20 protein-coding genes and 6 tRNA genes are annotated in these 21,056 nt (G+C 51.4%); 14 read left to right on the top strand and 12 right to left on the bottom strand.

The annotated features are described in order from the left end of the window. Nucleotide 1: 1 nt before the first annotated feature. From gpt to QWF21_RS13985, 6 genes are all read right to left on the bottom strand, one after another. The gene (gpt, locus tag QWF21_RS14010) at nt 2–478 is read right to left on the bottom strand and encodes a xanthine phosphoribosyltransferase (RefSeq protein ID WP_330088664.1); all 477 of its coding nucleotides are present in this window, start codon (nt 476–478) and stop codon (nt 2–4) included. A gap of 5 nt (nt 479–483) precedes the next feature. Then, nucleotides 484–1,188: a purine-nucleoside phosphorylase gene (gene deoD, locus QWF21_RS14005; protein WP_330088663.1), complete on the bottom strand. Its 705-nt coding sequence runs from the start codon at nt 1,186–1,188 to the stop codon at nt 484–486. A 16-nt stretch (nt 1,189–1,204) separates the two neighbouring features. Then, nucleotides 1,205–2,416, bottom strand: coding sequence for a phosphopentomutase (locus QWF21_RS14000; protein WP_330088662.1), 1,212 nt, complete (start codon nt 2,414–2,416; stop codon nt 1,205–1,207). A 168-nt stretch (nt 2,417–2,584) separates the two neighbouring features. Then, nucleotides 2,585–2,660 (bottom strand) — tRNA-Phe (locus tag QWF21_RS13995). 57 nt (nt 2,661–2,717) lie between these two features. Then, nucleotides 2,718–2,793, bottom strand: a tRNA-Phe gene (locus QWF21_RS13990). 189 nt (nt 2,794–2,982) lie between these two features. Further along, the gene (locus QWF21_RS13985; protein WP_330088661.1) at nt 2,983–3,180 is read right to left on the bottom strand and encodes a hypothetical protein; all 198 of its coding nucleotides are present in this window, start codon (nt 3,178–3,180) and stop codon (nt 2,983–2,985) included. Between QWF21_RS13985 and QWF21_RS13980 the strand changes: the two genes are divergently transcribed. Continuing rightward, nucleotides 3,164–5,422 carry a hybrid sensor histidine kinase/response regulator gene (locus tag QWF21_RS13980; protein ID WP_330088660.1) on the top strand — a complete coding sequence of 753 codons (2,259 nt, stop codon included), beginning with the start codon at nt 3,164–3,166 and terminating at the stop codon, nt 5,420–5,422. The two genes, QWF21_RS13985 and QWF21_RS13980, sit on opposite strands and share 17 nt — an antisense overlap. A gap of 27 nt (nt 5,423–5,449) precedes the next feature. Here the strand turns inward: QWF21_RS13980 and kdsA are convergent, their stop codons facing one another. The 5 genes from kdsA to hemA all read right to left on the bottom strand — a co-directional run bounded on the left by kdsA (nt 5,450) and on the right by hemA (nt 11,349). Next, nucleotides 5,450–6,298: a 3-deoxy-8-phosphooctulonate synthase gene (gene kdsA / locus QWF21_RS13975; protein ID WP_330088659.1), complete on the bottom strand. Its 849-nt coding sequence runs from the start codon at nt 6,296–6,298 to the stop codon at nt 5,450–5,452. A 160-nt stretch (nt 6,299–6,458) separates the two neighbouring features. Further along, nucleotides 6,459–8,039 (bottom strand): DUF3369 domain-containing protein, encoded by a 1,581-nt coding sequence (locus tag QWF21_RS13970; RefSeq protein ID WP_330088658.1) that lies wholly within the window; start codon nt 8,037–8,039, stop codon nt 6,459–6,461. A gap of 83 nt (nt 8,040–8,122) precedes the next feature. After that, nucleotides 8,123–8,977, bottom strand: coding sequence for a peptide chain release factor N(5)-glutamine methyltransferase (gene prmC, locus QWF21_RS13965; protein WP_330088657.1), 855 nt, complete (start codon nt 8,975–8,977; stop codon nt 8,123–8,125). A gap of 3 nt (nt 8,978–8,980) precedes the next feature. Further along, the gene (gene prfA, locus QWF21_RS13960; protein ID WP_330088656.1) at nt 8,981–10,069 is read right to left on the bottom strand and encodes a peptide chain release factor 1; all 1,089 of its coding nucleotides are present in this window, start codon (nt 10,067–10,069) and stop codon (nt 8,981–8,983) included. 32 nt (nt 10,070–10,101) lie between these two features. Then, nucleotides 10,102–11,349, bottom strand: coding sequence for a glutamyl-tRNA reductase (gene hemA, locus QWF21_RS13955; protein ID WP_330088655.1), 1,248 nt, complete (start codon nt 11,347–11,349; stop codon nt 10,102–10,104). Between the two features lie 82 nt (nt 11,350–11,431). Here hemA and lolB point away from each other — a divergent pair, with 82 nt between their 5' ends. The 11 genes from lolB (at nt 11,432) to QWF21_RS13900 (ending at nt 17,589) form a co-directional block, all read left to right on the top strand. Beyond that, a complete protein-coding gene (lolB, locus tag QWF21_RS13950; RefSeq protein ID WP_330088654.1) occupies nt 11,432–12,034 on the top strand; it encodes a lipoprotein insertase outer membrane protein LolB in 603 nt (200 codons plus the stop codon). Beyond that, nucleotides 12,031–12,879: a 4-(cytidine 5'-diphospho)-2-C-methyl-D-erythritol kinase gene (ispE, locus tag QWF21_RS13945; protein WP_330088653.1), complete on the top strand. Its 849-nt coding sequence runs from the start codon at nt 12,031–12,033 to the stop codon at nt 12,877–12,879. The genes lolB and ispE overlap by 4 nt, the downstream gene beginning before the upstream one ends. 83 nt (nt 12,880–12,962) lie before the next feature. Next, on the top strand, nt 12,963–13,907 hold the full coding sequence (locus QWF21_RS13940) for a ribose-phosphate pyrophosphokinase (protein WP_330088652.1): 945 nt from the start codon (nt 12,963–12,965) through the stop codon (nt 13,905–13,907). A gap of 154 nt (nt 13,908–14,061) precedes the next feature. Then, nucleotides 14,062–14,685, top strand: a complete 624-nt coding sequence (locus QWF21_RS13935; protein WP_330088651.1) for a 50S ribosomal protein L25/general stress protein Ctc — start codon at nt 14,062–14,064, stop codon at nt 14,683–14,685. Further along, on the top strand, nt 14,685–15,281 hold the full coding sequence (pth, locus tag QWF21_RS13930; protein WP_330088650.1) for an aminoacyl-tRNA hydrolase: 597 nt from the start codon (nt 14,685–14,687) through the stop codon (nt 15,279–15,281). The genes QWF21_RS13935 and pth overlap by 1 nt, the downstream gene beginning before the upstream one ends. A gap of 37 nt (nt 15,282–15,318) precedes the next feature. Continuing rightward, nucleotides 15,319–16,410, top strand: a complete 1,092-nt coding sequence (gene ychF, locus QWF21_RS13925; protein WP_330088649.1) for a redox-regulated ATPase YchF — start codon at nt 15,319–15,321, stop codon at nt 16,408–16,410. 77 nt (nt 16,411–16,487) lie between these two features. Further along, on the top strand, nt 16,488–17,054 hold the full coding sequence (locus QWF21_RS13920) for a hypothetical protein (RefSeq protein ID WP_330088648.1): 567 nt from the start codon (nt 16,488–16,490) through the stop codon (nt 17,052–17,054). A 145-nt stretch (nt 17,055–17,199) separates the two neighbouring features. Next, nucleotides 17,200–17,276, top strand: a tRNA-Met gene (locus QWF21_RS13915). A 21-nt stretch (nt 17,277–17,297) separates the two neighbouring features. Continuing rightward, a tRNA-Leu gene (locus tag QWF21_RS13910) sits at nt 17,298–17,382 on the top strand. Nucleotides 17,383–17,409: 27 nt separating this feature from the next. After that, nucleotides 17,410–17,484, top strand: a tRNA-Gln gene (locus QWF21_RS13905). 30 nt (nt 17,485–17,514) lie between these two features. Then, a tRNA-Gln gene (locus tag QWF21_RS13900) sits at nt 17,515–17,589 on the top strand. Between the two features lie 51 nt (nt 17,590–17,640). Here QWF21_RS13900 and QWF21_RS13895 read toward each other — a convergent pair. Beyond that, a complete protein-coding gene (locus tag QWF21_RS13895) occupies nt 17,641–18,792 on the bottom strand; it encodes an FAD-dependent oxidoreductase (protein ID WP_330088647.1) in 1,152 nt (383 codons plus the stop codon). A 239-nt stretch (nt 18,793–19,031) separates the two neighbouring features. Here QWF21_RS13895 and aguB point away from each other — a divergent pair, with 239 nt between their 5' ends. Together aguB and aguA are read left to right on the top strand one after the other, a co-directional pair. Next, the gene (gene aguB, locus QWF21_RS13890; RefSeq protein WP_330088646.1) at nt 19,032–19,916 is read left to right on the top strand and encodes an N-carbamoylputrescine amidase; all 885 of its coding nucleotides are present in this window, start codon (nt 19,032–19,034) and stop codon (nt 19,914–19,916) included. Further along, entirely contained in the window at nt 19,888–21,030 is a 1,143-nt protein-coding gene (gene aguA, locus QWF21_RS13885; RefSeq protein WP_330088645.1) for an agmatine deiminase, read from the top strand. The genes aguB and aguA overlap by 29 nt, the downstream gene beginning before the upstream one ends. Nucleotides 21,031–21,056: the final 26 nt, after the last annotated feature.

Below are 21,056 nucleotides of genomic sequence, written 5' to 3'. Positions count from 1 at the left end.
ACTAGCTATGCTGCTCCACCAGTGGTGCGGTGTAACTAAGCTCGGTATCCCAGGGTAACTGGATCCAGGTGTCTTGCTCAATATCGGTGACATACACATCCACCAATGGCTTGCCCTGAGGCTTGGCGTAGACCGTAGCCAGGGTTGCCTGAGGAAACTGCTGCTTGAGTACTTTGGCGGTCTCGCCGGTATCCACCAGATCATCCACAATCAGCAGCTTCGCATCATCCGGCCAATCGCAGCCTTTAACAACGGATAGGTCACCCTGCTGATCGTGCTGATAACTCACAATACAGATGGTATCCAGCAAGCGGATATTCAACTCGCGTGCAAGGATGGTCGCTGGCACCAAACCACCGCGACTAACCGCCAGAATGCGTTCAAAGCGACCAGTCAATAATTTAGCCGCCAGTTCACGACTGGCCCGGTGAAATGCCTCCCAGGAGACATAAAACATCTTATGGTTGGTCATCGACATGGCCGTTAATCCACCATGCCCAAAGCAATTTCAACCATATCATTAAAGGAGGTTTGCCGTAGCTCGGCACTTAGCGATTCACCAGTTCGGATGTGATCGCTTACCGTCAGGATACTCAGAGCTTCAATACCGTATTCAGCCGCCACGCCATACAAACCTGCGGCTTCCATTTCTACAGCCAAAACACCGTATTTTTCTAAGGTATCAAACAAGCTTGGATTAGGGTTGTAGAACAGATCCGAGGTAAAGACATTGCCAACTTGCACCGGAATATTTTTCTGCCGTGCAGCCGCTACGGCCTTTTCAATCAGATTAAAACTGGCTAAAGCAGCAAAGTCCATGCCTTGCAAGCGGTTACGATTCACCGCCGAGTCGGTACTGGCACCCATAGCAATCACTACATCACGAACTTTAACCGCATGTGGCAAGGCACCGCAGGAGCCAATACGTACGATACGTTTTACATCGTAAAACTTGACCAACTCAGTCGCATAAATTGACATCGAAGGCACGCCCATGCCTGAGCCCATAACAGTCACTGGCTTGCCATGATAACTGCCGGTAAATGCATACATGTTTCGTACTTCATTGACGCAGCGTACATCCTGCAAAAAAGTATCGGCAATATGCTTAGCACGTAATGGATCACCTGGCATCAGCACAGTAGCGGCAATATCACCAGGATTAGCAGCAATATGGGGTGTTGTCATACGGATGTTCTCTTAATTATTTAGTCAATTGTGCAAAGAAAGAATCGCCATAAGACATGGCTTCCAACGAAAATAAGTCGGTCAAGGTCTGGCCTATATCGGCAAAGCTATGACGCATGCCTAAGTCGACCTCAGCGATACCCCGGCGATAACACAACACAGGAATAAACTCACGGGTATGTTCAGTGCCTGGCCAGGTAGGATCACAACCATGATCGGCTGTCAGCAACAGCCATGTATCGTCATCCAAAGCATCGATTAATTCCGGTAAACGGCTGTCAAAATACTCCAGCGCCTCACCATAACCAATAGGGTCGCGTCGATGGCCATAATTCTGATCAAAATCAACCAGGTTGGTGAAAACCAGACTGTTGGCTCCAACCAGCGCCATCTGCTGCAAGGTAGTATCTACCAGCGCAGCAAGCCCGGTAGCCTTAACCCCTTTGCTGATGCCCTGATGCGCATAGATATCAGCAATTTTGCCAATGCTAATGACCTCGCCACCAGCTTGTGTCAGTTTATCCAGCACTGTTGGCGCCGGAGGCAAGACCGAATAATCGCGCCGGTTACCGGTACGGGCATAGTTATCGGGGCTATCGCCAAGAAAGGGTCTGGCGATAACACGACCGATATTGTATTCATCCAGCAAACGGCGCGCCACCTGACAAAAATCCAGCAGCTTCTGCAAGCCAAAATATTCTTCATGAGCCGCTACCTGAAACACACTATCAGCTGAGGTGTAGCAGATAGGTTTGCCGGTTTTGATGTGCTCATCACCAAGCTTTTGCAGAATATCCGTACCTGAGGCATGGCAGTTGCCTAAAATGCCTGGGACACCGGTCTCGGCACATAATTTATCGAGTAACTCTGCGGGGAAGCTATCGGTCTTTTGATGAAAGTAGCCCCAATCAAACAGCACAGGCACACCAGCAATCTCCCAATGGCCACTCGGTGTGTCTTTACCACTGCTAAGCTCAGCCGCATAGCCGTAGGCTCCACGTACCTGGCTGGCATCTTCGACCAGAATCGCCTGCTCAGATGCGGCTTTGGCAGCACGCACCAATCCAAGCTTTGCCAGGTTAGGCAATGCCAACTGGCGACCTTTCGCTTTAGCAAAAGCGCTGGCCACACTGGCCATCGTATTGGCGCCAAGATCGCCAAAACGCTCAGCATCAGGCGCACTGCCTATGCCAAAACTATCCAATACCAGGATCACAGCTTTTGTCATCATTGCCTCTATTTGCTGATAGATTCATGTCAGCATTGATGGGATTCTTTGCACAGTATATCAAGTTTCTACCAAAAATGGTGTTAACAGGGGCGTTATGCAATCAGAATACGCATCTGGATTATACAAGCTGGAATGCAGAAATAATTCGAAGGGATGGCTTTAAAATGGTGCCCAGAGGCGGAATCGAACCACCGACACGAGGATTTTCAATCCTCTGCTCTACCGACTGAGCTATCTGGGCATACTGCTGGCTGTTAAGCCTGAACGAACATTGCCGACACCATTCAAAGGGGAAGAATGGTGCCCAGAGGCGGAATCGAACCACCGACACGAGGATTTTCAATCCTCTGCTCTACCGACTGAGCTATCTGGGCAACGGGGAGGTATTAAACGGATTTTGACGAACCAAGTCAATCATTTTTTTACTGCCACAGAGTGTTCGCCTATTCTCTGAGCAAAGCCACGACTTTAGCGCTGTAATTCCAATTCTCTGTCCACAAGTTGTCTATGCTACAATCAGCCGGTAGCATGCAACCAGCCCCAACGATAAATAGCCTTGGAAGTTACATGGAAAAATCCTCTTTCTTCGGTTCCATCTTCTGGCGAAGCCTGCCTTTTTGCCTGATATCCAGCTTGCTGATAACGGGTTTAATGCTGTGGCTGATAAACACAGCCTCATTGTCAAAGCTTAGTCTGATATTTCTGGTCGTTGCCAATATATTTATAGCGTTACTCGCTGCAGTTATGATCAGTTCTGTCATGAACCGGATGCTGCAACATCGCCTGCAACGACTGATGGCTCCCTTGCAACAGGCTTTACGGCAGGAGCAATTTACGCAACGTTTTGCAGAGCACTTAGAGGATGATTTTGGTCTACTGGCCAGTCTGGTCAACCGCCTGTTCCAACGTATTGAAAAAGGAGAGCAGCAGTGCCAGCAGTCGGAGCAAAATATCTTTCAATTGCGCCAGGAAATTGAACAACGTATCAAAGAACGCACTGATGCGTTGGAAACAGCCAAAGTCACAGCCGAGAAAGCCAACGAGGCCAAATCAACCTTCCTCGCTACCATGAGCCATGAAATCCGCACCCCAATGAATGGCATTATCGGCACCATGGACTTATTACGTAAAACAGCCTTAAGTACCACGCAGTTTCGTATGACCGATACCATCCGCGAGTCCTCATTCTCTCTGCTTCGTATACTGGATGATATTCTTGATTTTTCTAAAATTGAAGCTGGCAAGCTGGAGCTTGAAAGCATTCCTCTCTCCATTGCAGATATCATCGAAGCCGTAGGACGTATTTTGGTCTCCGTTGCTCATCAGCGCCAAATCGACTTGAAGATCTTTATTGATCCGCGGATCCCGAATGGTCTTTATGGCGACCCGGTCCGCCTACGGCAAATTTTATACAACCTGGCAGGTAATGCCATTAAGTTCACCCATACCTCTTTGGAAAAAACCGGCTTGGTCATTGTTCGCGCCGATTTATTGGAAGAAACCATGGAGTACTGCCACATCCAATTTAGTGTGCTGGATAATGGCAAGGGCATGACCAAACGACAAATCAATTATGTCTTTCAACCCTTCAATCAGGCCGAGGGATCCATCACACGCAAGTTTGGTGGCACGGGGCTAGGTCTATCCATTTGCCAGCGCTTAACCTCCTTGATGTATGGGCAGATTGAGGTACAAAGCGAGCTCGATAAAGGCACAGAGTTTCGGGTACAGATCCCAATGCGACGTTCTGATGAAACCAAAGCACTGGATAAAGAGCTGTTACGTGATATTCAACTGGTGATATTTAGTCAGGATCAGGATAACTATCAGCACCTTGAAAGTTACGCCCGCTATCTGGGAGCCGACTACTACGGTTACCAGAATGTCGAGCAATTACGCCAGCGAGCTGCCGAGCAACATAGATTACCACCAAAAATCAAAGGAGTCTGGCTGCTGGACGCTACCTACGAGCAAATCAGCGCCGCCCATATAGAAGCCCTGAACCATCACCCGAACTTGCACCAAGTACGCTTTATTGTGATCACCAACCTGGTAGAGCTCACCGAGCAAAGTAACGAGCGCATACTCTACTTACACAGCTCACCTATTTGTCGCAGCCATCTGATTGATGCCATCCTGGTTGCTTCCGGTAAAAAAACCATGCCTTTCAAGGCTGGTTACGATAGAGAAAGCGCCATGAAAACAGCCCCGGCCATTGATACTGCCAAACGCAACCAGCAGCTTATTTTATTGGCGGAAGACAACCAGATGAATCAAAAGGTTATGTTGGATCAACTCAATGCACTGGGTTATGCAGCGGAAGTTGCCAATGATGGCGCTGTGGCGTTGGCTATGTGGCGAGAGTACCGCTATCCATTGGTGCTGACTGATTTGCATATGCCCAACATGAGTGGCTACGATTTAGCAGAAGCAATCCGTAAAGAAGCCTTGCAAACCGATGAAGAGCAACACTTTACCCGCATTATTGCGGTAACAGCCAACGCCTTGAAGGGGGAGGAGCAAAAGTGTCTTAGTGTGGGCATGGATGGCTACATCACAAAACCTATTGAGTTGAATATTCTTGAAAGCATGCTCAATCGTTGGCTACCGTTGCAACAAGCACCCAATAAAGAGTTGATCGAACAACAAGGCGCCCGGGAAACCAATCACCAGACGCCTATCTGCTTTACCACCATCGCCAACTACTTGGGCAATGATCCCGCCAAGCATGAAGAGCATTTGAATTTCTTTGTCCAACAGACCAAGCCCTTACTGAGGACACTGGAGGGGGCCATCCAAACACGCGAGCGTTCCTTGGCACGCCAGCAAAGCCACCAACTAAAAGCTATGGCAAAAAGTATCGGTGCCCTGCAGATGGCCGAGCATGCACTGACACTGGAGAATGCCAGCGCAGAAAAAGACTGGGCCAGTTTGCAGGAGTATTATCGAGTATTGCAGGAGGAGTTTCTTAGCGTAGAAGCGTACGTCCGGCGGCGCTATTAGCCGCCAGACATAACGCAGCTGATGGCTTTAGTTGGCTGAAGTATCGAGCGCTGGCAGACTTTTAATAAGTTCGTCCAGAGCCTTCATTTGAGCCAGGTAAGGTTCCAGCTTTGCTAACGGCAAGGCGCAGGGTCCATCGCATTTGGCCTGGTTTGGGTCGGGGTGCGCTTCAATAAAAAGGCCTGCCAAACCAAGCGCCATCCCTGAACGAGCAAGCTGTGCAGCCTGCGCCCGTCGCCCATCGGCAGAGTCTGCCCGTCCGCCCGGACGTTGCAATGCGTGGGTCGCATCAAAAATAACAGGGGCAAATTGTTTCATATCATCCATACCCAGCATGTCCACAACCAGGTTGTTGTAACCAAAGCTGGAGCCACGCTCACACAACATCACCCGCTCATTGCCAGCTTCAGCGAATTTGGTCAGAATGTGCCGCATCTCGGCCGGAGCCAGGAACTGAGGTTTTTTTACGTTGATCACAGCTCCGGTTTTTGCCATTGCTACCACCAGATCCGTTTGGCGGGCTAAAAAAGCAGGCAATTGCAATACATCCACCACTTCAGCAACCACTGCAGCTTGTTCAGGCTCGTGCACATCGGTAATCAGCGGCACCTGAAAGGTACGCTTTATTTCTTCAAAAATTTTCAAGCCTTCATCAAGGCCTGGTCCACGATAGGAGTGAATGGAAGAGCGATTGGCTTTATCAAAGGAGGCTTTGAATACGTAGGGAATACCCAACTTCTCAGTTACTTGCACATAATGCTCGGCAACCCGCAGTGCTAAATCACGCGACTCCAATACATTCATGCCGCCAAATAATACAAAAGGCAGGCTGTTATTTACCCGAATATCCCCAAGTTCAATGCTATGTTTCGTCATAAAAAACCTTAATAAGAGAGCACCCTGCCTGCCCCGTTTGCAGATCGCAATAATCTGATGACGTGGAGTCACAAACAGGGAAATACAGGGCTGGCTGAGCGCCGCCATAATAAAAAAAACAGTGTACTGCTATTGCAGCGAATATGTAAGGCTAAACGACTTAGCGAAGATCATCTTCCTCTGAATCAGGGTATTTTTTCAGGATCGCTTCCAGCTTATCCACTTTGGATTTAAATACGTCTACCAACTTTGGTTCAAACTGCTTGCCAGACTCGCTCTCGATCAACTGAATGACCTTATTCAACGGCCAGGCAGATTTGTAACAACGGCGGTGGCGCAAAGCATCGTAAACATCAGCAATGGCTGCAATGCGGCCATAGATATGAATATCCTCTGCTTTTTTACCACCGGGATAACCGGTACCATCCCATTTTTCGTGGTGATCACGGGCAATAATGGCACCGGCCTGAATGATAGTACGCTTGGAGTTTTTCAGGATATCGTAGCCGATGGCAGCATGGGTTTTCATCACTTCCCATTCCCGTTCATCCAGCCGTTTCGGCTTGTTCAGAATGCCGTCAGGAATACCCACTTTGCCCACATCGTGCAGTGGTGATGCGAACATCAGCGTCTCGGCTTCATCGTCCGATAAGCCATAGGCTTTAGCCAACTCGTAGCAAATAAAAGCCACCCGTTTTACATGATTACCGGTTTCTATCGAGCGATGCTCCACGGCCTCACTTAGCCGATACACAATTTCCCGCTGTGTATCCTCTATCTCGTGCTGCAACTGCACATTCTCATAGGCAATTTGCACATTCTGTGAAAACAGCTCAATCAGTTTTTTCTGACTATCGGTGATCTGGCCAGGTAAGCCTGATACATAAAGCAAAGAGCCATGGGTAAACTTGCTGGTACAATAGGCCACCAGATAGTTTTCCTTGTACACAATGCTGCGACTTTTTAAAGCATCATAAAAAGCTTCCAGCAAAGTCTGGTCCAAAACTTTGGTCACCGGTTCGCCTTCGCGCTTTTCAAATTCCCCCATGCCGGCAAATACCACCAGGTGTTCCGGATCAGTATCTTCATCTGGATTGCTGGCCACCAGGGAGGACGTGACCAACAAGGCATCATCATTGCATCCAAGAATGGAAGTTAGCTGTTGCAACACTCCATCAATAAATTGTTCCATGGAATGAGCAGAAAAAAGGTCTGCCGAAGCATTAATAATTTTCTCCAGCCCCTGACGACTGTGATCGATGGCAAGAATATCCCGATAAGAGCGCAAACTGGACATGACTACGGTAAATAACTTTTGTGCTGTCAGTTCGGTTTTGGATTTGTAGTCATTGATATCGTAATTGACGATAACCTGACGTTCTGGTGCCTGACCTGGTTGCCCGGTGCGCAAAATAATACGCACATGAGTATTGATCAGCTCTTCACGGATATAGCGCGCGACCTGCAAACCTGCATCGTCGGTTTCCATCACTACATCCAGCAAAATAATGGCCGTATCCGGGTGCTGTTGTATCAGTACTTTGGCTTCTGCACCTGAATAGGCACTCAGAAACTCAAGATTTTTTCCCTGAAAACTAAAGTCACTCAGTGCTAACCTGGTGACAGCATGCACCTCAGACTCATCGTCCACAACCAATACTTTCCAGCAAGCATGGCTGCTGGGTTGTTCAGGCTGCTCTGGCTCCGGGACTTCATCGGCGAATAAAAAGTCATCGCTCATGCACAGATACTCTTTGGCTCATCCACCCTTAAGTTATATGTGTAGAATGGCAATTGGTCAAAGGTTAGTGCAAGGATAATGACTCAGAGCGGCCGCTGGCCAAAACTAATACGCCATTGACCACCATAATCTTTTTTCGATTGAACCTGAATAAAGCCCGCTTGTTGTAAGCGCTCACAGACAGCTTCGGCCTGCTGGTAGCCATGCTCCAGCAGCAACCAGCCACCAGGATGCAACTGCAACACACTGCCCGTAATAATCAGCTCGATATCAGCCAGTCCTTCTGCATCAGCAACCAATGCCGTTTTAGGTTCAAACCGCACATCGCCCTGCTGCAAGTGCGGGTCATCCGGCTCAATGTAGGGAGGATTACTCACAATCAGCTCATATCGTTGTGAGCTAACGGCTGAAAACCAGTTACTCAGTTGGAAATCACAATTTGCCAGCTGCAAAGCAGCTTTGTTGCGATTGGCACAGGCCACAGCCTCTGGCTGCATATCAACACCAGTGACTTGCCAGCCAGAACGCTCTTTGGCCAGTGCCAGCGCGATGGCCCCAGTGCCAGTGCCTAAATCCAGCACCTTGCTATCTGCCGGCAGTTGCAACTGCAGTGCTTGCTCTACCAAAATTTCAGTATCCGCACGTGGGATCAAAGTGGCGGGCGATACAGCCAGTTCAAAATCCCAGAAGTGCCATTGCTGCAGCACATAGGCCAATGGTGTGCCACTTTGCCGCTGCTGCAGAATAGCATCGAGCTGTTGCCACTGCTCTGCGCTCAACAGCTTAGCGGCATGGCTATATAAAAAGCTGTAATTGCATTGCAACACATGGCTTAAACAGTATTTAGCTTCCGCCTCCGCCTCATCCGTCACCTTGGTCAGCACCGTTTTGGCCAGCGTTAACCAACTGCCAATGCTGCATACTGAGCTGTTTGACATGATTTAGTTGTCTTCGGACATAGCAGCCAGCAAATCGGCCTGATGCTCTTGTTGAATCGGCTGCAGGACCAACTCCAGGCTACCTTCCATAATTTCACTGAGCCGGTACAGCGTCAGATTGATGCGATGATCGGTCAGACGGCCTTGGGGGAAGTTGTAGGTACGGATCCGCTCGGAGCGATCGCCGCTACCTACCAGCAAGCGACGGGTCGACTCTTCCGATAAACGGCGCTTTTCATCTTCCGCTGCCTGAATACGCGATTGCAGCATGCTCATGGCTTTGGCTCGATTTTTATGCTGCGAGCGCTCTTCCTGACACTCCACCACGATACCGGTTGGCAAGTGCGTTAAACGGATGGCCGAGTCGGTCCGGTTGACGTGCTGCCCTCCGGCACCGGAAGCCCGAAAAGTATCGACCCGTAAATCGGCTGGATTGATTTCTATCGCTTCACTTTCCGGGATTTCCGGCATCACCGCCACAGTACAAGCCGAAGTATGCACCCGGCCTTGCGACTCCGTCGCTGGTACCCGCTGCACCCGATGACCACCGGATTCAAACTTCATGGTACCGTAGACCCCTTCACCGGATAAATGCGCAATGATTTCTTTGTAACCACCATGCTCGCCTTCACTGGCACTCATGACTTCCAGCCGCCAGCCCCGACTCTCCGCAAAACGGCTGTACATGCGGAACAAATCCCCTGCAAAAATTGCTGCTTCATCGCCCCCCGCACCGGCACGGATCTCTAAAAAGCAGTTGTTGCTGTCGTTCGGATCTCTTGGCAGCATCAGAATTTGCAGCTCGGCTTGCAGTGCTTCCAGTTGTTGCTTTAACTCTTTGTACTCATCCTGGGCCATCTCCCGCACATCTGGATCGCTGTCTTGCTGCATCAATTCAGTTTCTGCCAGAGCCTGTTCAGTCTGTTGGTAATGCACAAAGGCTTTACTGACATCCTCCAACTGGCTGTATTCTTTTGACAGTTCGCGAAAACGCTCCTGATTGGCGATAATACTGGCATCACTGAGCAGCGCCTGCACTTCTTCGTACCGCTCTGTTAATGCTTCCAGTTTCGAATAGACCGATGCTTTCATGATGGGTTAACCCTTATAAACCCTGAACTGTATCAGAGATCAAGTAAAATATTGATAAGTGCGCGCGGCTGCACGCTTTCATCCTGCACCAGATGCCGGATGGCCTTGGTCGGACTGTGCATCAGCCGGTTGCTCAGACGGGTGGCCAGTTCTGCCATCACCTTCTCGGGTTCCTGGCCAGCTACCAGTTGATTCACAGCTTTCGCCAGCAACTCATTTTTTATCTGTTCACACTGCTGACGGTAATCGCGCACCCAGTCCACACTGCCTTGCAACAACAACCATTGCTGAAAATCTGTTACTCCCTGTGCAATCAGCTGTTCAGCTTGCTGGGCGGCCTGCTGCCTTGATTCCATATTTTGCGCAATAATGCTCTGTAAATCATCAACAGTATAGAGATAAGCATCATCCAGCTCTGCTACCTGCGCTTCAATGTCGCGAGGCACTGCCAAATCCACCAAAAACATCGGTTTGTGTTTACGGGCTTTCAAAGCTTGTTCAATCATGCCTTTACCGATAATTGGAAGGGTACTGGCCGTCGAGCTAATCACCACATCAGCCCGCCCCAGAACAGCAGGAACTTGCGATAAGGTCACCACTTCAGCCCCAAAAGCTTCAGCCAATGCCAAACCTCGCTCATAGGTCCGGTTGGCTACCGTCAGCCTGCTGGCCCCCTGCTCTTTTAAATGGCGGGCTACCAGCTCGATGGTTTCACCAGCGCCAATCAGTAGCACTGACACTTTATCCAACCGGCCAAAAATTTGTTTCGCCAGACTGACAGCAACAAAAGCAACCGATACCGCATTGGCACCAATCTCGGTTTCTGTGCGTACCTGCTTGGCGATAGCAAAGGTTTTTTGAAACAAGCGTTCAAACTGTGGGTTGATGGTGCCAGCCTGGCGCGACTGACTATACGCTTGCTTTACCTGGCCTAAAATCTGCGGCTCGCCTAATACCAGTGAATCGAGCCCGGATGCCACCCGCATCAGGTGTGTCGCCGCATCCTGCTGCTGGTAGAGATACAAATGAGGCTGCATGGTTTGGCTATCCAGTTGGTGAAATTCACTTAACCAGGCAATCACCTGTTCCGCTTGCTCGGTGGAACCGTTAAAATACACCTCAGTGCGATTGCAGGTCGACAGGATCACCGCATCGGTGACATTCGCCACGGTTGCCAGCTCACGCAGCGCCTGTGGCACCTGCTCAGGTGCAAAAGCCACTTGTTCACGCAGTGCCACTGGTGCTGTTTTGTGATTAATGCCTAATGCGTAAATGGCCATTCACCTGTAATAACCTTGATATTGAAGGGGCGAATTGTACGAAAAAGCCCAGATTAATAAAAGCTCAGACGAGGACTTTCGTGTGCCAAAAGCAGTAAAAATCCTGTTTTCCCTGTTATTGCTGACCTTCTTGCTTAGTGGTTGCAGCCTGAAGCCCCGGACCGATGGCCCCATTCTGACAGCCCAGCAGCGGCAGGATCGAATTGAACAGCTGCAGCACTTTGAGCTAACAGCCACCATGGGGATCCAAAGCCCGGCCGACAACGTCAGTGGCAGCCTGCTCTGGCAGCAGCAGGCTGACGACTATCGGGCCAGAATGAACAACTCCTTTGGTATCAGCATCTTCAGACTGGACAGCAGCGCTGGCAGCACCCGCCTGCAAGTCCGGGGCGAAGATTACCAGGCCAGCAACAGCAGCGAGCTGATGCTGGCGCTGACAGGCTGGAGCCTGCCGCTGGACGAGATGCCGTTATGGCTGAAAGGTTTAGCTGGCGACCATGCCAGTGCCAAAGAGTACGATGAGCTGGGCCGCTTAATTGCGTTTACATTACAGGATCGCAGCGGTGATCACTGGCAGGTGCGCTATGAAAGCTTCTTCTCCGATAGCCTGGCCCTGCCCAGACGCATTGTGGTGCAATCGGATGATATTCGCATCCGCCTGCTGATCCGGAGCTGGCAGCTATGAATAACACTCTCAGCCTGCCCGCGGTAGCAAAACTGAATTTATTTTTGCACATCACCGGGCGCCGGGCCGATGGCTACCACGAGCTACAAAGTATTTTCCAGTTGCTGGATTATGGCGACACCCTGCACTTTTCAACCCTTCCCACGGCAGAACTCCGCTTAAGCTGCAATCAGGCTGAACTGGTGACGGATGATAATCTGGTGCTAAAAGCCGCGCGTTTATTGCAGCATACCACCGGCTGCACTCAGGGTGCAGCGATCCAACTGGAGAAACGATTGCCCATGGGCGGCGGTCTGGGGGGCGGCTCTTCCGATGCCGCCACCACCCTGCTGGCGCTGAACCAGCTGTGGCAACTGGGACTAAGCCGGCAACAACTGGCTGAGCTTGGTTTGCAACTGGGCGCCGATGTGCCTGTTTTTGTGCAGGGTTACACCGCTTTTGCCGAAGGTGTCGGCGAGCATTTGACGCCGATTGCACTGCCCGAGCGCTGGTATCTGGTGGCTACACCAAATTGCCATATTTCCACCAAAGAAATATTTCAACACCCTGATTTACCAAGAGACACAGCAAAAATCAGCCTGCAGCAGGTGCTACAGTCAGACTGGCACAACGACTGCGAGCCACTGGTCAGTCAGCTCTATCCGAATGTTGCATTAACCTTACAGTGGTTGTTAGAATACGCCCCAAGCCGCATGACAGGGACCGGAGCCAGTGTGTTCGCCGCGTTTTCTGATCGTATGCAAGCGGAAGCTGCTCTGCGCAATTTGCCCTCGTTCTGTCGGGGCTTTGTCGCCAGAGGGGTCAATGAGTCGCCAGTCCTGGCTGCTCTGGCCGCGTTTAGGTAATGCCGCATCATTACCATCAGGGCCCTGCTTGTGGCAGGGTCAAAACTGTTTAACCGGACTCCAACTGCCCTGAGGATCCTACCGTGCCCGATATGAAGGTTTTTGCTGGTAACGCCATACCAGAACTCGCAAGCAAAATTGCCAGCCGACTCTACATCAAATTAGGTGATGCCGATGTTGGCCGCTTCAGCGATGGCGAAGTCAGCGTGATGATCAATGAAAATGTCCGTGGCTCCGACGTTTTTATCATTCAGTCTACCTGTGCGCCAACCAACGACAACCTGATGGAACTGATTGTGATGGTGGATGCATTACGTCGTGCCTCCGCCGGCCGGATCACTGCGGTACTGCCCTACTTTGGTTATGCCCGCCAGGATCGTCGGGTTCGCTCTGCCCGGGTGCCTATTACCGCCAAAGTCGTGGCCGATTTCCTGTCCAGCGTCGGGGTGGATCGGGTACTGACCGTAGACCTGCATGCCGAGCAGATCCAGGGTTTCTTTGATGTGCCGGTCGATAACGTCTTTGCCAGCCCGGTGCTGCTGGAAGATATGCGCAAAAAAGATTTGCAATCACCAGTGGTGGTTTCACCGGATATCGGCGGTGTAGTCCGTGCCCGTGCGGTAGCTAAACTGCTGAACGATGCTGATTTAGCCATCATCGACAAACGCCGTCCAAAAGCCAATGTATCCCAGGTGATGCACATCATCGGTGATGTGAAGGATCGTGATTGTATTCTGGTCGACGATATGATCGATACCGGCGGCACCCTGTGCAAAGCCGCTGAAGCCTTAAAAGAGCAAGGCGCCAAGCGGGTCTTTGCCTATGCCACCCACCCGGTGTTCTCCGGCAATGCGCCACAAATCATTGCCAACTCTGTGATCGATGAGCTGATCGTGACCGACACCATTCCGCTGAGTGCTGAGATGAAAAAAGTCGCCAAAGTGCGCCAGCTGTCGCTGAGCGAAATGATGGCCGAGTGCATTCGCCGCATCAGCAACGAAGAATCCATTTCGTCGATGTTTGATTAAACGCATCTCGATGCTGTGACAGAAGGCACCTCAGGGTGCCTTTTTCATTGCACGCTGATCCTGCGGGTGGTATTATGTCGCGCCCCTTTCGGGGGTGAACGTCCCACAGTCTGGTCGCGGGCTGTGGAACCTTATGAATTATTGGAGTAAAGCCATGTCTGACGCAATTTATACATTAGATGCTGAAGTCCGGACTGACCTGGGGAAAGGTGCGAGCCGCCGCCTGCGTCACGAGGATAAAGTACCAGCCATCATTTACGGTGGTCACAAAGATGCTCTGTCAATCACTTTAGAGCACTCTAAGCTGTTGAAAGCACAAAGCTTTGAATCTTTCTACTCGCACATTCTGACCCTGAATGTCGGCAAAGAAAAGATCCAGGCCATCGTTAAAGATATGCAGCGTCACCCGTTCAAGCCAAAAATCATGCACGTCGATTTCCAACGTGTTGAAGCTGGCCATGAGCTGCACACTACTGTGCCTCTGCACTTCCTGAACGAAGAAGTCGCCATCAAGAAAGGCGGCGTGGTTGTTCACGGTGCCAACGAAGTTGAAATCAACGTGCTGCCAAAAGATCTGCCTGAGTTCATCGAGGTTGATCTGAGCAATGTTGAAATCGGTCAGACCATCCACTTATCTGATCTGGTTGCACCTAAAGGCGTTACCTTCACTCAGTTGACCAAAGGCGAAGGCCATGACCTGGCTGTCGTTTCTGTCAACAAACCTGCTGGTAAAGCAGTAGATGCTGACGAAGGTGAAGCAGCCGAATCTGCTGAGTAATGTCCCAGCCGATCCAGCTGATCGTGGGCCTGGGTAATCCAGGCCCCGAATACAGCCAGACCAGACACAATGCCGGCGCCTGGTTTGTAGAGCAACTGGCACGACAGGCTCAGACGTCGCTAAAGCATGAGCCCAAATTCTTTGGTGATATAGCCCGTATTCCATTGGCTGGTCACGACATCAAGCTGCTTATCCCCACTACCTTTATGAACTTAAGCGGCAAAGCCGTGCAAGCCGTGGCGCAGTTTTATAAAATCCCTACCGAGCACATCTTAGTCGCGCACGATGAAATGGCGCTGGCACCAGGCGTTGCCCGTTTTAAGCTCGGTGGTGGCCATGCTGGTCACAATGGGTTAAAAGACACCACAGCACGGCTGGCCAATGACGCCAACTTTTTGCGTTTGCGGCTTGGCATTGGTCATCCTGGGGATAAACACAAAGTTACCGGCTATGTGCTTGGCAAAGCACCAGCCAGTGAGCAAACACTAATCGAAGCCAGTATTGATGAGGCACTGCGTTGCCTGCCAATACTGCTGAAGGATGGCCTGGTGAAAGCGCAAAGCCGCTTGCATAGTTTTCAGGCCAGCACCGCGTAACTGGCAGCATGTCGCTGCACAACGATAGGACACTGTCATGGGATTTAAATGTGGAATTGTCGGTTTACCGAATGTTGGTAAATCAACCTTGTTCAATGCACTGACCAAAGCCGGGATTGAAGCGGCCAACTTTCCGTTTTGTACCATTGAGCCCAATACCGGCGTGGTACCGGTACCGGATCAGCGCCTGAACCAGCTGGCCGACATCGTCAAGCCACAACGGGTGATCCCAACCACCATGGAATTTGTTGATATCGCCGGTCTGGTCAAAGGCGCTTCCAAAGGCGAAGGCCTTGGCAATAAATTCCTGGCCAATATCCGCGAAACCGATGCCATTGGTCATGTCGTGCGTTGTTTTGACGACGACAACATCATCCATGTTGCCGGCAAAGTCGACCCGGCCGATGACATTGATACCATCAATATGGAACTGGTGCTGGCCGATATGGAAAGTGCCGAACGGGCTATGTTGCGGGTTGGCAAGAAAGCCAAGTCTGGCGACAAAGATGCCAAGGCTGAGCTAGAGGTCCTGGCCAAAGTCAAGGCGCATCTGGAAGAAGGCTTAACCCTGCGCCAACTGGCACTGGAGCCGGAAGAGGTAGCGCTGGTAAGCTACATGAACTTCCTCACCATCAAGCCGACCATGTACATTGCCAATGTGACCGAAGATGGTTTTGAGAATAACCCCTACCTGGACATCGTGCGTAACATTGCCGCCAAAGAAGATGCCATCGTAGTGCCGGTATGTGCCGCTATTGAGTCCGAAATCGCCGAGCTTGACGACGACGAGCGAGCAGAATTTATGGCGGATCTTGGCCTGGAAGAACCGGGCCTGAACCGGGTGATCCGCGGCGGCTACTCGCTGCTAAGCCTGCAGACTTACTTCACTGCCGGTGTCAAAGAAGTGCGGGCCTGGACAGTTGCCATAGGTGCCAGTGCTCCGAAAGCTGCCGGCGTCATTCACACCGACTTTGAAAAAGGCTTTATCCGCGCCGAAGTGATTGGCTTTGACGACTTTATTGCCTGTAAGGGTGAAGCTGGTGCCAAAGAAGCTGGCAAGCTACGGGTTGAAGGCAAAAATTACATTGTCAAAGATGGCGATGTGATGCATTTCCTGTTTAATGTGTAATGAAGTCAGTAAGGCCGTCAGAAAGTTCTTAGCGCTGGCGGCTGCTTCTTGTTGCATTGTTACCTTAAAGACAAATGATGAAGCATAAATTCTCTTGTATTGTCCTGTTCAGTTTATCCTTGTCGCATCCGACAGTAATGGCAAACCATTGCATTCAAATACTGTCAAAAGTTCAAGAGCACAGCCGCACTCTTAGCTTGCGCCAGTTTAACGAAACACCTGGTGAAGGATGGACAGTATTGGCATACAAAGGCTGCTATAGAGAAGCTTCAACCCTTATTGAAGATTATGCCGAGCATAACGGTTGGACTGTTAATCTTCAGTGGCATCAGTTGCAAATGCTTGCGTTAGCAGGCGATTATAAAAGTGCTATTTTAATTGGTGAGCAAATTTTAGCAGCAGAACCAACCGCAGCAGCCAACAACCCCTTCCTGTTTCAAGAGTTTGTGGCAGGCACCGTGGCCTTTTTGAAAAACGACGAAGCTGAGCTGCATTACTACCGGGATAAGCTTGCTGCTGGAAAGGACTTTAAGCCAAACGCAATAAACTTAAAAGTATTGGAAAGCTTGGCCGAAGATTTAACCCGAACTTATTACGAAGCCTACGCGGCCGAAAGACAAAAAATTAATGCATCTGGTGAGTAGCGCTGTACTTTTGCATTTTAATCACACAGCTTGCGTATAAAAGCAGCAAACGGACTTGAGCAGCCGGCATAAATTGCAAAAAACGGTTGACGCTGCCAAAGCAGATACGGATAATACGCGCCACTTGCTGAAGACAAGTTAACGTGGCTACATAGCTCAGCTGGTTAGAGCACAGCACTCATAATGCTGGGGTCGCAGGTTCGATTCCCGCTGTAGCCACCACTTTTTCTTCAGGTACATGTCGCGGAAGTGGCGGAATTGGTAGACGCACTGGATTTAGGTTCCAGCGCCGCAAGGTGTGAGAGTTCGAGTCTCTCCTTCCGCACCATATGTACCAGGCAAGGAGAGACACTGCAGGGGTGTAGCCAAGCGGTAAGGCAGCGGGTTTTGATCCCGCCATGCCCAGGTTCGAATCCTGGCACCCCTGCCATTTCTCTTTCTTCTGATGTAAATCCTTGTTAGGGGTGTAGCCAAGCGGTAAGGCAGCGGGTTTTGATCCCGCCATGCCCAGGTTCGAATCCTGGCACCCCTGCCATTCTCAGCAGCAAATCATCACCGAATTTCAATCTCATTGTATGTATCCCGCTTAGCCTGTGGCATAACGGGTTACCAGCTTTTTCAGCAAGTTACTTCGCCCGGCCAGCGCCAAACCCAATTGACGTAGCTGCCTGACCAGTGGCGACCGACTGCCAAAGCCCTGATAGAGTGCATCCATGCCGCTCATCATCAACCAGTTTTGCGGCTGACGTTGCTGCTGATAGCGTGCCAGCAGCGCTTGCGGCTGCTCGAGCGCAGCCACACCTGATTGCTGCAACAACTGACACAATAAAGCCGCATCGGCAAAGCCAAGGTTCACCCCCTGCCCTGCCATCGGATGAATGGCATGGGCTGCATCCCCCACCAATACCAGCCGTTGCTGATAATAGGATAACGCATGCAAGCGTTGCAGCGGGAACCAGGTCGCCCTTTGCACTTCAATGTTTCCCAGTTGCGCTGGAAAAGCAGCCATCATGGCCTGACTGAGCGCTAGCGGCGACATCGCAGCCAACTGCTGCACCTTAGGCAAGCTGTCGTACCAAACCAAGGATCCTTGCTGGCCCGGCAGCGGTAAGAAAGCTTTGGGGCCAGTTTCAGTAAATTGTTGCCAGGTCACATCCTGCTGCGGCAGCTCAGTCACCACATGGGCGACCAGGCAGCCTTGTGCATAACGCCAGCCGCGGGTACCAATGCCAGCCAGCTGACGCAGTGCCGAACGGGCGCCATCGGCCGCAATGACCAAACGGCTGTGCAGACAGTCGCCATTATCCAACGTCAGCTGTGCGCTGTCAGCGTCCTGCTGCAAAGCTATCACCCTGGCCGGGCAAAACAGCTGTAAGCTTTGTGGGAATTGCTGCCAGCACGCAAGTTGCAGCAGGCGGTTTTCGACAATATGCCCAAGTTCGCTCTGGTTGATGCTGGCTGCGTGAAACTCCACACTCTGCTCTGGCCGCTCAAAGGCCTGCAAACGCCGATACGGACATAACCGCATCGCAGCAACCGCCTGCCAGGCACCGGATTGCTCCAACCACTGCTGGCTGCGCTGGCTGATGGCCGATACCCGTAAATCTGCCGGTTGGCTGGCGTCATAGGGCTCTGGCTGCTGCGCTTCTACCAGCGCTACTTGCCAGCCCTGCTGCGCCATATATGCCGCAATACTGGCACCAACCATGCCACCACCAACCACCGTCAGATCAAACATCTTTCGCCCTCTGCATTTTTCAACCGGATCATTGTACGCTAAAATGGTGGTTCTGTGCTGCTTCGGCAGACGATAGAAGTCACGATGCCATGCCTGATCAAAATGGGTCAGACAGAATTCAACATCTGCCACGAAAAGCAGTTGACGGCTGTTGAAAAATACGGCATTTTGCGCGCCTTTATTCAAGGGTTCTCCGACATAGCTTCGGGGGCTCAGGCTTACTCTAACGGAGAAGTTAAATGCGAAATGTAACGGTTGCTGCCACCCAGATGATCGGTGGTTGGAATGTCGAGGAAAACATTGCCCGTGGTGAGAAACTGGTTCGTCAGGCCGCGGCTCAGGGCGCACAAATTATCCTGCTGCAAGAGCTGTTCGAACGCAATTACTTCTGCCAGAAACAAAAAGAGCAGTACCTGGACTTTGCCACCACACTAGAAGAAAACCCGGCCATTCGCCACTTTCAAGCCATTGCCAAAGAGCTGGCGGTGGTGTTGCCCATCAGCTTCTACGAGAAAGCCGGCAACTGCTTCTACAACAGCATCGCTGTATTGGATGCCGATGGCAGCCTGCTGGGTGTGTATCGTAAAAGCCATATTCCGGATGGGCCTGGTTACTCCGAGAAGTTCTATTTCACGCCGGGCGACAGCGGTTTTAAAGTGTGGCAAACCCGTTATGCCAAAATCGGCATTGGCATCTGCTGGGATCAATGGTTCCCGGAGTGCGCCCGTAGCATGGCCTTAATGGGCGCAGAGCTGCTGTTCTATCCAACCGCCATTGGCAGTGAACCACACGATGCCAGCGTGAACTCACGCGATCACTGGCAGCGTACCCAGCAAGGGCATGCCGCTGCCAACCTGGTACCACTGATTGCCTCCAACCGCATTGGCGTGGAAACCGAAGATGACTTCGCCATCACCTTCTACGGCAGCTCTTTTATTGCCAATGAGTACGGTGCCAAGGTGCAGGAAGCCGATGAAAACAGCGAAGCTGTGCTGGTACACACCTTTGATTTGGATGAAGTCGCGCAAAACCGGCGCGGCTGGGGTGTGTTCCGTGACCGCCGTATCGATTTGTACCAGCCGCTGCTGACCAAAGATGGTTTCACCCAACAAGGTGGCAACTAAGTTGGCGCGCACACTAAGCACAACCCCACGGCAGGATGGCTTTTACATGCCTGCCGAGTGGCAACCGCATCGCCAGACCTGGATGGTATGGCCAGAGCGTACCGACAACTGGCGCTTGGGTGCCAAGCCTGCTCAGGCCGCTTTTACCCGAGTGATCCAGGCCATAGCCCGCTTTGAACCGGTCACCGTTGGTGTATCGGCCAATCAGTACGGCAATGCGTTGGCCCAGCTGCACAGCAGCCCGGAGCTGGCAGAGCGGATCCGGGTGATTGAGCTCTCCAGCAACGATGCCTGGTGCCGGGATACCGGTCCCAGCTTTGTGGTCAATGGCAAAGGCGAGGTGCGGGGCATTGACTGGACATTCAACGCCTGGGGCGGCCTGAATGGCGGCTTGTATTTCCCCTGGCATCTGGACGATCAGGTCGCCAGCAAGGTGCTCAGTGTCGAACAGCAACTGCGTTATCGCACCGAAGGCTTTGTGCTGGAAGGTGGCGGCATTCATGTGGATGGCGAAGGCACTGTGCTCACCACCGAAGAGTGTTTGCTCAACCCTAATCGCAACCCGCATTTAAGCCGGGCGCAGATCGAACAGATGCTGCATGATTATCTTGGTACCAGCAAGGTGATCTGGCTGCAGCAAGGTATTTACCTGGATGAGACCGATGGCCATATCGACAACATGGCTTGTTTCGTCAAACCTGGTGAAGTTTTGCTGGCCTGGACCGATGATGAAAGCGATCCGCAGTACGCCCGCTCTAAGGCAGCACTTGAAGTGCTGGAGCAAAGCACCGATGCCCAAGGCCGTGCTATTAAAGTGCACAAGCTGCCATTGCCAGCCCCCATTATTGCGGAGCCGGAAGAGTATGCCAGTGTCGACTCGGTACTGCATACCATACCACGCGAAGCCCATGCCCGGCTGGCCGGCTCTTACATCAATTTTTACCTCTGCAATGGCGGCCTGATTATGCCGGCTTTTGACGATCCGAATGACGAAGTTGCTGCAGCCATTCTGCGCGGCCTGTTCCCGGAACGCGAAGTGGTGTTGGTACCTGGGCGGGAAATTCTGCTTGGCGGTGGCAATATTCACTGCATTACCCAGCAGCAGCCCGCCTGATACCCAAGTCGTTTTTTCTGTAAAAC

This window comes from Alkalimonas mucilaginosa (assembly GCF_036327005.1).
Taxonomy (GTDB): domain Bacteria; phylum Pseudomonadota; class Gammaproteobacteria; order Enterobacterales; family Alteromonadaceae; genus Alkalimonas; species Alkalimonas mucilaginosa.
This window is presented reverse-complemented; position numbering and strand designations above follow the sequence as displayed.